Source organism: Mangrovimonas sp. TPBH4 (assembly GCF_001280505.1).
In the GTDB taxonomy this organism is placed as follows: Bacteria; Bacteroidota; Bacteroidia; order Flavobacteriales; family Flavobacteriaceae; genus Mangrovimonas_A.
Genome location: NZ_LBIO01000058.1, coordinates 136,070 through 148,738, shown reverse-complemented (window position 1 = coordinate 148,738; position 12,669 = coordinate 136,070). Strand labels below are relative to the sequence as shown.

Genomic DNA, 12,669 nt, shown 5'->3' with positions numbered 1-12,669 from the left:
TGTTATTTTTTTGTTTACCATGGTATTTTAATACCTTTGTGCAGTACTTAAAACCCGGATTTAAAAAGATGGAAATAACCTTAAAGGGAGATAAAGAATTCGATGATGTTCCTTCGTTAAAGTCGAAAGCACTTCGAATTAACCTTAATGAGAATATTTATGGAACTTTTGCTGAAATTGGCGCTGGACAGGAAACTGTACGCCAATTCTTTAGAGCAGGAGGCGCTTCTGGGACCATCGCTAAGGCCATGTCGGCCTACGATAAAGATTTTAGTGATGCTATCTATGGAATTGAAGATGATAAACGTTACGTAACCGAAGCTCGATTGCGTAAAATGCTTAACCACGAGGTTAACTTAATTGAAAAACGACTTCCTAGAGATAAACACCCTCACAAATTATTCTTTTCTTACGCCAACACTGTGGCAACTATTGACTTTGCCAAGAACTATAAAGGACATGGTTGGGTAGGTATTAAATATCAGGTTGATCCAGAGCAGGAATACAACGAAATCATCCTGCACCTACGTTTCAAAGAAAACGATGCAAGGCTGCAACAGGAAACTTTGGGAGTACTTGGTACCAACTTGATTTACGGAGCATTTTACAAATACAACGAACCAAAGAAGCTTTTAAGATATCTGTATGACCATTTGGATAAAGACCAATTGGAAATTGATACCATCAACTTTAGCGGTCCAATCTTTAGCGAGGTTGACAACCGTTTAATGAGTTTACAACTGGTGAAAAATGGCATGACCGATGCGGTAATGTTTGCTCCAGATGGAAACAACGTGCTTCCGGCAAGAGTGCTGTACAAAAAGAACATCTTGGCATTCCGTGGTAGTTTTAGACCTGTAACTAAGGTGAATATGGACATGTTCCATAAATCTTATGACATGTTTGTTAAGGAGAATAAAGTAGATCAAAAAAACACTCAGGTAGTTTTTGAAATCACGCTTTCCAACTTACGTGCCGAAGGGGAAATCAATGAGCAGGACTTTATGGACCGCGCGAAACTATTGTGTTCTTTAGGACAAACTGTTTTGATTTCCAATTTCCAAGAGTATTATCGTTTGGTGGAGTATTTCTCCCAATATTCTAAAAACAGAATGGGACTGGCCATGGGCGTAAATAACCTTGTAGATATTTTCGACGAAAAATACTATCGCCATTTAAGCGGTGGTATTTTGGAGGCCTTCGGAAAACTATTCTTTAAAGACCTTCGCGTATACTTGTACCCAATGGTTACCAAGGACGGTACATTGGTAAACAGCGAAAACCTCAAGGTACATCCACGTATGAAAGAATTGTACAAATTCTTTAAGTACAATGGAAAAGTGGTTGATATTACCGATTACGATCCAAGTATTTTGTCCATTTTCTCCAGAAAGGTGCTTAAGATGATTACAGAAAATGAAGATGGTTGGGAAAATATGTTGCCCGAAGGTGTCGCCAAATTGATTAAAGAAGAAAACTTATTTGGATACGAAACCGAAGAAGTCTATCACGAAGAATAATTCGAATACATAACCGTATATAAAATAAGACCTTTTGAGTAATTCAGAAGGTCTTATTTTTTATGCCAAAATTTGATCTGTATGTGCCTTTGTTTTCACCTTAAGAATAACATCTTCAATAAGCCCATTTTCATCAATAACAAACGTGGTTCTATGAATGCCATCATACTCACGCCCCATAAACTTCTTAGGTCCCCATACCCCATAGGCATTGATCACCTCCTTGTCCTCATCGGCTAAAAGCGGATAAGGAAAATCATATTTCTTTTTAAAATTGGATTGGCGCTTTTGTGAATCTGCACTTACCCCCAAAATATCATATCCCAATGCTTTAAAACGCTCATAATTATTGCTTAAATCGCAAGCTTCCGCTGTACAACCAGGTGTACTTGCTTTGGGATAAAAAAACAGCACTAATTTTTTTCCTTTATAATCCGAAAGTGTTACGGTATTTCCTTGTTCGTCCTTTGCTGTAAAATCTGGAGCCTGATCTCCTACCTTTAATTGGGTCATAATTATTAACTTTGAATTTTGTACAAAAATACAATTTATGACCAAGCAAGAAAAAGTGGATTTCGTAATTACCACTTTAAAGGAACTCTATCCAACCATTCCAATTCCATTAGACCATAAAGACCCCTACACACTGCTGATTGCCGTGTTAATGTCTGCACAAAGTACAGATGTTAGGGTAAACCAGATTACCCCACTTTTATTTGAAAGAGCAGACAATCCGTATGATATGGTAAAACTTTCTGTGGAAGAAATTCGGGAAATTATAAAGCCGGTTGGTCTTTCGCCAATGAAAAGTAAAGGCATTCATGGATTATCACAAATTCTAATTGAAAAGCACAACGGAGAAGTCCCTCAAACCTACGAAGAGTTGGAGGCATTGCCTGCGGTAGGCCATAAAACGGCTGCGGTTGTACTGTCCCAAGCATTTGGCATTCCCGCCTTTCCTGTAGACACTCATATCCATCGGTTGATGTACCGTTGGAATTTAAGCAATGGCAAAAACGTGACACAAACTGAAAAGGATGCCAAACGCCTTTTTCCTGAAGCATTATGGAATGATCTTCATTTACAGATTATTTGGTACGGAAGGGAATACTCCCCTGCCAGAGGCTGGGACCTTGACAAGGATGTCATTACCAAAACCATTGGTAGGGCTACGGTAATTAACGACTACTATAAAATGAAGAAGCCCTGATTTCTCAGGGCTTACAAAGTTTAGTTTAGAAGTGCTTCAAACTTCAATTTATTACAATGTATAACACTTAAAGCCTTCGAATAGTTTAAAAGAAACTCTATCGTCTCCTTTTTAGGGTTCAGATTGTCTTTCTTTGGGGGTGTGCATTCTGAGTAAAGTTTTGCCATTATTAAATTTTTAGGTTCTTATAATTTCAATAACGCACAAAAAATCACTTTATTATATCAATTTGTTAAAATTATATTATTTTTTTCAATTACCTTTCTCAAATTGATCAATGCATAGCGCATTCTACCTAAAGCGGTATTGATACTCACGCCCGTAGCATCTGAAATTTCCTTAAAACTCATGTCCTTATACATACGCATTACCAAAACCTCTTTTTGGTCTTCTGGCAACTCTTGAATGAGACGTCTGATATCGCTTTCCACCTGATCCTTTATAATCTGTTTTTCCGCATTTAAGGCCCCATCACCCAATACCGAAAAAATACTGAACTCCCCAGAATTGTCAAATTTTGGCATCCTATTGGTCTTTCTAAAATGGTCGATTACCAAATTATGGGCAATACGCATTACCCAAGGCAAAAACTTTCCCTCTTCATTGTATTTTTTCAATTTTAGGGTTCGTATTACTTTAATAAAAGTGTCCTGAAAAATATCTTCGGTAACATCTCTATCCAAGACTTTGGAATAGATAAAACTGTAAATCTTTTGTTTATGCCTATAAATAAGTACGGAAAGAGCGCTCTCATCTCCGTTAATATAATTCCTTACTAAAACAGCATCAGTGATAAGTTCGTTTTTCATAATAATTACTTTAATGGCTCGAAGTAAAACTTCCTAGCTTGGGGTTAATTTTCTAAAGTAATATTATGTTATAGGCAAGTGGTTTTATGATTGCTTGAAGTCCAAATATAACAACTATAAAGACAAAAAAGCAAAATTTAACATTAAACTTTAACATTTTATTTATACTAAAACAGGTATTCCATGATAAACATCGCACAATTTTCACGGTAGTATCAAGAGCAACTGCACCTCTATTTTATCCATGATAAATTAATTTATTCAGATAAAATACTTGTAGTATCTTTGCAAATCTATTAGCAAAAGGCATTATGAACATTAATATTTCCGAAGTAAATCCAAAAGAGAATATCATCATTAAAGGTGCAAAACTTCACAACTTAAAAAATATTGATGTTGTTATTCCACGGAATAAATTAGTGGTAATCACAGGGCTATCAGGTTCTGGAAAATCCAGTTTGGCATTTGACACCCTTTATGCCGAAGGCCAAAGACGCTATGTGGAAAGTCTGTCCAGTTATGCCCGTCAGTTTTTGGGAAGACTCAATAAACCGAAAGTAGATTATATCAAGGGAATTGCCCCAGCCATTGCCATAGAACAAAAAGTAAACTCTACAAATCCGCGCTCTACGGTAGGGACCACCACTGAGATTTACGATTATTTAAAACTCTTGTTTGCCCGCATTGGCAAGACCTACTCTCCCATTTCCGGAAATGAGGTGAAGAAGCATACTACACAGGATGTTTTGAAATATATCAAGCAGTTTGAAGATGGTGATAAATTGCTGCTCCTCTCACCTATTATCCTCGAAGAAGGACGCACCATGGAGAACAAACTTAAGGTATTGCAGCAGCAAGGGTATGCCAGAGTAAAATATCAAGATAACGTCCTTAGAATTGAGGATGCCCTTCAAAAAGAACTGACTTCGGACATTGTTTTGGTCGTGGATCGTGTTATTGTAAGGCATGAAGAGGATTTTTATAACCGTTTGGCAGATGCTATTGAAACAGCCTTCTTTGAAGGAAAAGGTTCTTGTACAATTGAATCACTATCCAATGGAGTACAACGTTCTTACAACAATAAATTTGAACTGGACGACATGACCTTTTTGGAACCTAACGTTCACTTGTTCAGTTTTAACAATCCTTATGGGGCCTGTCCCAAATGTGAAGGTTATGGTGATGTAATTGGTATAGATGAAGATTTGGTCATACCAAATACAGGCTTATCAATCTATGAAAATGCCATCTTTCCTTGGCGTGGTGAAAGTATGAGCTGGTACAGGGATCAATTGGTGAATAACTCACACAAATTCGATTTCCCTATCCACAAGCCCTATTTTCAATTATCAGAGGCCCAAAAACAATTGGTTTGGGAAGGGAACAACTATTTTGAAGGCCTAAATTCCTTTTTTGAAGAACTAGAGGCCAAAGCCTATAAAATCCAAAACAGGGTGATGTTATCCCGTTATCGAGGGAAAACAAAATGTACGGTCTGCCACGGAAAACGTTTAAGAAACGAAGCCAATTATGTAAAAATTGGAGATGCCACCATTACCGATTTGGTTGAATTGCCATTAAACCAATTGGCTGATTTTTTTGATAAACTTCAACTAAACGAATACGATACAAAAATAGCTGAGCGACTGCTCAAGGAAATCACTAATCGCTTATCATTTCTTAAAAATGTAGGTCTTGAATATTTAACCTTGAACAGACGTTCCAACACTTTGTCTGGAGGAGAAAGCCAACGAATTAACCTTGCTACATCTCTTGGAAGCAGTTTGGTTGGTTCCATGTATATTCTGGACGAGCCTAGTATAGGACTCCACCCGAAGGACACCCAAAAACTTATAAAAGTATTGGAGTCCCTTCGAGATTTAGGCAATACGGTTATTGTGGTAGAACATGACGAAGATATCATGAATGCAGCTGATGAAATTATTGACATAGGTCCAGAAGCAGGAACCTTTGGTGGTGAAGTGGTTGCTACGGGTACTTACAAGGACATTCTAGCTTCCCATTCGTTAACAGCCCAATACCTTAATGGCCAATTGGAAATTGAAGTGCCCCAAAAAAGACGGACTTCGAAATACCATATAGATATTCTAGGAGCTCGAGAAAATAACCTTCAAAATATTGATGTGACGTTTCCTTTGGAAATGCTCACGGTAATTACTGGGGTTTCTGGAAGTGGAAAAAGTACCTTGATCAAAAAGATTCTCTTTCCAGCCATTCAAAAGAAATTAACCGATTTCAGTGACAAACCAGGCCAATTTACAGAGCTCAAGGGAAATTTTAAAAACATTAAACATGTTGAGTTTGTAGACCAAAATCCAATTGGGAGGTCTTCGCGCTCCAATCCTGTCACCTATATCAAAGCCTATGATGATATTAGGGCCTTGTTTGCTTCTCAAAAGCTGAGCAAGATTCGTAATTATCAAGCAAAGCATTTCAGTTTTAACGTGGATGGGGGGCGTTGCGAAACCTGTAAAGGTGAAGGTGAAGTGACCATTGAAATGCAATTTATGGCAGATGTACACTTAACCTGTGAAACCTGTAACGGGAAGCGCTTTAAAAAGGATATTTTGGAGGTCACTTTCGAAGGAAAGACAATTGACGACATATTGAACCTTACCATAGATGAAGCCATAGCATTCTTTTCGCAGCATAATGAAAAAAGAATCCAAACAAAACTACAGCCGCTTCAAGATGTTGGTTTGGGGTATGTAACCTTAGGACAAAGCTCCTCCACCCTTTCTGGCGGGGAAGCACAACGTATTAAACTGGCATCCTTTTTAGGAAAAGGAAGTAAAAGTGATAATGCCTTATTTATTTTTGACGAACCTACCACAGGATTGCATTTCCACGATATCCAAAAACTACTCAAGTCGTTTCAAGCCCTTATTTCCAAAGGGCATTCCATAATCGTTATAGAGCACAATCTAGATCTTATCAAGTGCGCCGATTATATTATTGACCTAGGACCAGAAGGCGGGCAACAGGGAGGACAATTGGTAGCCATGGGTACTCCAGAAGAAATTGTAAGAAATGAAGGTTCTATTACAGGGAAATTTCTCAAAGAAAAACTTTAATCGATTTTAACAGATATTAGACTTTTTATTCCTCTAAAAAACAGTATCTTGCGCCCTCGCTAAAAGCAATTGAAACCCCTTTAATTTATTAATCTACATATAGCAGGAAGCTTGTCTCATTAGTTTTGAGGCAAGCTTTTTTAGTAAAACATAAATGCGGAAAGTCCCATTACTACCACTGCCAATGGGATTACAAACATTAAAAAGGCAAAGGAAATAACATTGCATTTTACAAAACTTAAAAACCACCCCTGCCCATAAAACCGCTTTATGGCTATCAAGAGATAAAAGAAGGTAGAAAACATGACAACACTATTTATCCAACCGGGAAATCCTTTCCATATCAAGTTACAGATTACAAGAATACTAAACACCATAAACAAGAACGAGAAGAAATAAAAGGTAAATACAAGATGGTGGGCATACTTCCCCTTTTTGTAAAAAAACACTTTTAGGATCAACGCAAAAATTGGAAGCAAAATAAACATCGAAATTGGAATGCTATCATAAAATGCCTGCAGAATAGATCCTCCGCTCCTATTTTTATAAAACTTCAAGGCTTGATGGTACAATCGCCTAACAAAAGCACTGTCTCCATCATTCATCCCCATTTCTTTATAAATAACTTCATCTGATGCACCAGCCGCAATTAAAGAATCTATTGCTTCCTGATTGAAGTTGAAACCTGTTTCCACCACTTTTTTGTCTTGAGAGGATTCTAGGGAGTCCAAAACTTTAAAACCAGATTCATCCAATTGAAACCCCACATTGGCATCCTTCAGTTGTTTGTTTAAGTCTGCTACTTTTACAGAATCTGAAACCGCTTGTTTAATGGAATCTATATATTCCTGCTTATGCTCAAATTCAGATTTTAGTGCAGTATCCAGCTTCTGAGTTTGTTCTCTAGCTACGAATGAAAACACAAAGAAAAACACTACCGAAATAAACAAATACATTTGTGCAGGATGCAAATACAACAAGCGTTTTCCGCCTATAAATTTACTCGCCAAATATCCCGGTCTGGTCATTAAAGGAATAAAACTCTTAAAAAAACGGGCATCAAAAGAAAAGTAATTACTAATGGTATTGTAGAACAAGACTCCTAAAGTTAACTGCTCATCTACCTTTTGGCCACAAAAAGGACAAAACTCAAAATTGGCATCAAAGTCCCTTTCACAGTTCTTACAAGTAATTTCAGATTCACTCATCTACTAAGGTTTGGCAGTTAATGAGTTAAAAGTAATAAAAAAGAATTTTACTACATATTTAAACGCATGGATTAAAATGAATAAACCACAAATTAAATTAACCGCATAAAAAAGACCTTAAATAAGGTCTTTCCAAATTCATGTTTCCATTGAATCTTATCTAGCAACAAAATCACTTAAGAAAATAAAGATATGCCCGGTTTTACCATCTATTTCCATATTGTATTTTGTAGGGTAATTGCTTCCTGGGTTTTCAAACTGCAAGGGCTGCGTAAAATCTGAAGTAAACTCTGTAGCGGTTTGTAAAAAGTCCAAAGCAAACTTTGTTTCGACAAACACATGTTTTTGATTATAAGATCCATGTATGATTCCTGTGTCAAAGTCATTGTTTACTGCTAAGAAATCAAAAGGCAACCAATGCTTTCCAGCATAAGGATAATACCCCAATTGTCCTGGTAATTTTAAAAAGCCCACAGGCATTTTATTCACATCGGGGAATACATTTACAGCATCTACAATCGCCTGATTATTGTCATCATACGGAAGGATTTGCAAGCGTTCTTCTTCAGGAATCTCAAAAAAATGAACATCAAAATGGGGAATCCAATAGGCCGGAGCATGCCCCATTGGCTCCCAGTTAAGGGTAATATGCTCATAGGCCGTCAATTGTTTGGCCTTTAAATGAAGAGGAATTGAAGTAATTGCATCATCTTCTGGCAAACTTTCTAAATCTTCCAATGCTTCAGGGGTAATTTCAATGCCGAATGCCACAGGAAAATCATTGTCATCCACACTTACCCAAGATCTCACCTTACCTAATCCAAAATCAACCTGAGGACCTTTAAACACTAGTAATTTATCAGCCTCTCGCTTGGCTGAAGGAACATTTTCCGTTGGTATTGACACAACGGATTCTTCAATTAAATCTGTTTCCTGAGTAGAACAGGAATACATCAAAAAAGCCACAAATATCCACAGATATACAGTAGCACAACTGCAACGTTTTTTCATGATTATTGGTATTAGAATTATACAAGCAAAACAAATCATGAGCTATATCAACGACTCATGATATTAGTTACTATTATTAGAATACCTTAGGAAGAGAATTTTGTAAAAGAATAGTAACTCCTTTACTACATAAAAATAGGTAATTTAAAAAGTGGGAATTGTTGTGATAGACAAAGAAAAAGGTTTGGTAGACAGAAACATGTTTTTAATAGACGAAAAGAAAATGTTACACCCTTCCTTCATACAATTGATCAATAACGTGGCCATAACTACTTCCCACGGGAATGGATACTTTTCCAATTTCAATATCGTAATTGGTAAACGCCGTAATTTTTTTAATTGCCAAAATATACGAGCGATGTGTGCGGATAAATAAGTGTTTTGGCAAAATGGCTTCGGTGACGCTTATGGACTGCTTCACTTTGAGCTCAGGATGATCTTCACGATGGATGATGATATAATCCTTGAAACTTTCTATGTAAAGAATGCTTTTTAAAATTACCTTAACCGTTTTTCGTTGTGCCTTGAAATACAAAAATTCCTTGTTTAAAGCTCCTTCTGCTGAAAGGTTAAAATAATAACCATTGGTGTATTTTTTTACGGCCTGCAGAAACCTATCGTAAGAAATGGGTTTGGACAAATAATCTAAGGCCTCCAACTGAAAGGCCTCTATTGGTTTGTTTTTATGGGAAGACATGTAGATAACCTTAGGTGTATTTTTATGGATTTTCATAAATTCCATAACGGGTAAACCTAAACAGCCTACATCTAAAAACAATAAATCTACCTGCTCTCCTTCCAATGTACCAAAAGACTGTTGGGCACAACTAAATACCCCCACCAATTCCATTTGTTTAATAGATGCAATATGGTCCTTCAAAATTTTAATTGAAGGAGGTTCATCATCTATTATCAAACATCTACAGATCATGATTGGTTAGAAAGCACAGAAGTGCAGTTAGCTATTCTAAAGTTACATAATTATAAATTATGTGATACTTTTTTTTAATTATATGGATTTTAACTGGTATCACTCAGTATATAATTCAACAAATATCCATCTAACAAACAAGGCTATAGCTGAATAAAATCAAATGCTTTAAAATAATTTTCTCTAATTCATTTAATTATCAAATCATATTTGGCACGCTGTTTGTTTTGTATAAACCGAACCCTTAAAATCTTCTAATATGAAAAAGATTATTTTATTATTTACGAGTTTACTTCTAGCAGGGGTATCTGTAAACGCAACATCTACTTATAACAATACAAAGGTTTCCCATACCTATGTGGGAGGTTATGGCAATTCATTCATCTTTATGGAAGGCGGCATTGAATTTTCGGTATTTCCAGATGGACAATTCGATTTTTACGTACCAAAATATGGCCCTGATGTAAATGTGGCTTTTAATTCTCCTAATTTCTCCATTAGTTTCAACTCTGGATACAACTACAATCCTTATATTCAGTATGATGACTTTGGTGCTATTGTTCAAATTGAACATGTGCCTATATTCTATGATTACTACGGCAGAATTGTGCGTGCAGGAAACGTAAATATCTTTTACAACAATTTTGGTCGTATTGCAAGAATTGGAGGCCTATATGTGCACTACAACAACTACAGAGCATATACGCACTGTACTGGTTACATCAACGTATACAACAGAGCATATGTGTATCGTCCTTGGCATAGATATTATGTGGCTCCATCCTACAATTATTGCATGGTAAGTCCACAACCTTACAGAAGATATTATACTCCGGTAAGACATGCTTATTACAGACCTTATCATAACAATGTAAGACACGTAAATGTAAATGGACGTAGAAGTGCTGTTGCCAATAATTCAAGACGAACCAGTACGCAACAAAACCGAACTCATGAGCGTTATAAACAAGAAGCTGTTCCGCAAAGACGGGTAACAAGGACCAATAACAGCAATAATAGAAGCACAAACCGCTCCCAAATGAATACCAACGAGCGAAGAACTGCAAATTTTTCAAATAATAATAGTAGAAGTCAAAATTCTAGAACACAAACAACTAGAACGACAAATTCTAGACAAACCGTTAGTACCTCTACAGAAAAAAGAAAAAAATTAGAATCGAAACAACCAAATCGATCTAATGAACGTACATATACTAGCAGACAAACGAACAGTAAATCTGCTCAAGTAACACAAAATAGAAACACTACTTCTTCAAAGAAAAGAGCAACCAGTAACGGTTCTCAAAGAAGTTCTGGAAGAAGATAACATATTGAAAACTTTTTGGTTGGTTAGTTAGAAATCCCCTGTGAGAAGTATGCCTCAAAGCACCTCACGGGGTTTTCTCATTTATACTCTATTACAATTTTGAAAGAAATTTTTTTAGAACACTATTGATGTCTTCCGAGATATGAAGCTTGAAAACCATTAGCCCATACCCTAAAACTATCAGCAATGATTTTAGGGCCATATTGATTAAGGGATGAAATGGAAAGTCCCAAAAATAGAAGACTCCAAAACCTAATATGATTAGGAAACTTAACACCAAACTCCCTTTGGTTAAGGGCCACATCCCAAACTTCAATTTTACAAAGTAGATTTTTATGGAATTGTAGATGAATATCGCGATAAAAGTTGCTATTGCAGCACCATTCATTCCATACTTAGGAATAAAGGCTAAATTCAACAATACAATTAAAATGGTCAACAATACTCCAAAAAACAAGACCATTCTATAATAATCACTATTGAATAAAATGGCATTATTGTTCCCCATTACATTATCGTATAATTTTGCAGTGCTAATCAAAAACACTACCAACAAGCCTTCTCTAAACTCCTTTGGAATAATTAAATAAAGCTCATTGATATTCAAAACAATCAACAAAAAAATCAAACCACTTATGACGTACAGATTTAGAGATGACCTTTGGTAAAGTCCCTTTAACTCCACCATGTTTTTATCATTTAACAACTTTGCGGTTAAAGGCATCATAATTTGGTGCATCGCCCTTTGGGGTACCGCAATTACGGTTGCTATAAAAATGGCCACACTGTAATAGGCTACTTCTTCAATATCGGGGCGTAATTTCCCCAGCATGAACTTATCGATATCCAAAATAAGCGTAGCAATAGAGCCTGCTATAATGATAAGTGACGAATACTTTAAAATAGCGCTCAGATTTTCAATTTTATTAAATCGAATCACGGGCCAACGCACATTGTAAGCATATAGTTTCATCACCACCATTCTTAACACATATACACCCACCAAAGCATTTATAAACTGTTCTACGGTAAGCCAATTGAAATAAACAGAAAATAGGAGAATCATAATTGCTATTCGGTGGAAGACTTCCTTCATGAAATTTCCGAAAACCGTTTGCATCTGAACTTTGGCCCAAGCAAAAAATACTTCAAAATAGGCCATAGCAACAGCTGTAATAAAAATATGCCACACATAACCTTTCACGATTTCATTTTCGGCACCTAGCCAATTGGAAATCATATCATGGGCAAAAAAGCCAATAATCCCTATTGGAATGGCCATTGCCAAAGGCAGAAACAACATTAAGGTTAAAAAGCTGTTGATGCTATTATTGGTTTTATAGGTAGAATAAAACTTGATCATGGTGTTTTGTACCCCAAAAGCCATTAAAGGCATCATGATATTGGCTGCAGACAATATAAAACCAACCAATCCGTAATATTCATCAGAAATGAAATTGGTATACAAAAACAAGGTATTGATGGCCCCAATACCAAATCCTAGATACGTACTGACGGTGTTTTTAAAGGATTGTTTAATGACAATTCCCATAGAAGT

At 36.3% G+C, this 12,669-nt stretch carries 10 protein-coding genes; 4 read left to right on the top strand and 6 right to left on the bottom strand.

Translation table 11 applies throughout. The features are described 5' to 3' along the window. Positions 1-68 precede the first annotated feature (68 nt). Positions 69-1,520, top strand: a complete 1,452-nt coding sequence (locus ZA05_RS14985) for a hypothetical protein (protein ID WP_053992555.1) — start codon at positions 69-71, stop codon at positions 1,518-1,520. Between the two features lie 60 nt (positions 1,521-1,580). Here ZA05_RS14985 and bcp read toward each other — a convergent pair whose 3' ends face one another. Further along, positions 1,581-2,033: a thioredoxin-dependent thiol peroxidase gene (gene bcp, locus ZA05_RS14980; RefSeq protein ID WP_053992492.1), complete on the bottom strand. Its 453-nt coding sequence runs from the start codon at positions 2,031-2,033 to the stop codon at positions 1,581-1,583. Between the two features lie 37 nt (positions 2,034-2,070). Between bcp and nth the strand changes: the two genes are divergently transcribed. Then, positions 2,071-2,730 (top strand): endonuclease III, encoded by a 660-nt coding sequence (gene nth / locus ZA05_RS14975; protein WP_053992491.1) that lies wholly within the window; start codon positions 2,071-2,073, stop codon positions 2,728-2,730. A 224-nt stretch (positions 2,731-2,954) separates the two neighbouring features. Here nth and ZA05_RS14970 read toward each other — a convergent pair whose 3' ends face one another. Further along, a complete protein-coding gene (locus ZA05_RS14970) occupies positions 2,955-3,539 on the bottom strand; it encodes an RNA polymerase sigma factor (RefSeq protein WP_053992490.1) in 585 nt (194 codons plus the stop codon). A gap of 311 nt (positions 3,540-3,850) precedes the next feature. Here ZA05_RS14970 and uvrA point away from each other — a divergent pair, with 311 nt between their 5' ends. After that, positions 3,851-6,634, top strand: coding sequence for an excinuclease ABC subunit UvrA (gene uvrA / locus ZA05_RS14965; RefSeq protein ID WP_053992489.1), 2,784 nt, complete (start codon positions 3,851-3,853; stop codon positions 6,632-6,634). A 140-nt stretch (positions 6,635-6,774) separates the two neighbouring features. Here the strand turns inward: uvrA and ZA05_RS14960 are convergent, their stop codons facing one another. From ZA05_RS14960 to ZA05_RS14950, 3 genes are all read right to left on the bottom strand, one after another. After that, positions 6,775-7,842 carry a DUF3667 domain-containing protein gene (locus tag ZA05_RS14960; RefSeq protein WP_053992488.1) on the bottom strand — a complete coding sequence of 356 codons (1,068 nt, stop codon included), beginning with the start codon at positions 7,840-7,842 and terminating at the stop codon, positions 6,775-6,777. Between the two features lie 156 nt (positions 7,843-7,998). Continuing rightward, positions 7,999-8,853, bottom strand: a complete 855-nt coding sequence (locus ZA05_RS14955) for a hypothetical protein (protein ID WP_157514724.1) — start codon at positions 8,851-8,853, stop codon at positions 7,999-8,001. Positions 8,854-9,079: 226 nt separating this feature from the next. After that, on the bottom strand, positions 9,080-9,784 hold the full coding sequence (locus ZA05_RS14950; RefSeq protein ID WP_082333803.1) for a LytTR family DNA-binding domain-containing protein: 705 nt from the start codon (positions 9,782-9,784) through the stop codon (positions 9,080-9,082). 259 nt (positions 9,785-10,043) lie between these two features. Between ZA05_RS14950 and ZA05_RS14945 the strand changes: the two genes are divergently transcribed. Continuing rightward, complete coding sequence (locus ZA05_RS14945; protein ID WP_053992485.1) at positions 10,044-11,111, top strand: hypothetical protein; 1,068 nt, start codon at positions 10,044-10,046, stop codon at positions 11,109-11,111. A gap of 91 nt (positions 11,112-11,202) precedes the next feature. Here the strand turns inward: ZA05_RS14945 and ZA05_RS14940 are convergent, their stop codons facing one another. Next, complete coding sequence (locus ZA05_RS14940; protein ID WP_053992484.1) at positions 11,203-12,663, bottom strand: lipopolysaccharide biosynthesis protein; 1,461 nt, start codon at positions 12,661-12,663, stop codon at positions 11,203-11,205. Positions 12,664-12,669 lie beyond the last annotated feature (6 nt).

What these genes read in the sequence shown, in the direction of transcription:
- ZA05_RS14940 (WP_053992484.1), bottom strand. Translation starts at nt 12,663, where the DNA reads ATGGGAATTGTCATTAAACAATCCTTTAAAAACACCGTCAGTACGTAT.
- bcp (WP_053992492.1), bottom strand. Translation starts at nt 2,033, where the DNA reads ATGACCCAATTAAAGGTAGGAGATCAGGCTCCAGATTTTACAGCAAAG.
- uvrA (WP_053992489.1), top strand. Translation starts at nt 3,851, where the DNA reads ATGAACATTAATATTTCCGAAGTAAATCCAAAAGAGAATATCATCATT.
- nth (WP_053992491.1), top strand. Translation starts at nt 2,071, where the DNA reads ATGACCAAGCAAGAAAAAGTGGATTTCGTAATTACCACTTTAAAGGAA.
- ZA05_RS14960 (WP_053992488.1), bottom strand. Translation starts at nt 7,842, where the DNA reads ATGAGTGAATCTGAAATTACTTGTAAGAACTGTGAAAGGGACTTTGAT.
- ZA05_RS14955 (WP_157514724.1), bottom strand. Translation starts at nt 8,853, where the DNA reads ATGAAAAAACGTTGCAGTTGTGCTACTGTATATCTGTGGATATTTGTG.
- ZA05_RS14970 (WP_053992490.1), bottom strand. Translation starts at nt 3,539, where the DNA reads ATGAAAAACGAACTTATCACTGATGCTGTTTTAGTAAGGAATTATATT.
- ZA05_RS14945 (WP_053992485.1), top strand. Translation starts at nt 10,044, where the DNA reads ATGAAAAAGATTATTTTATTATTTACGAGTTTACTTCTAGCAGGGGTA.
- ZA05_RS14950 (WP_082333803.1), bottom strand. Translation starts at nt 9,784, where the DNA reads ATGATCTGTAGATGTTTGATAATAGATGATGAACCTCCTTCAATTAAA.
- ZA05_RS14985 (WP_053992555.1), top strand. Translation starts at nt 69, where the DNA reads ATGGAAATAACCTTAAAGGGAGATAAAGAATTCGATGATGTTCCTTCG.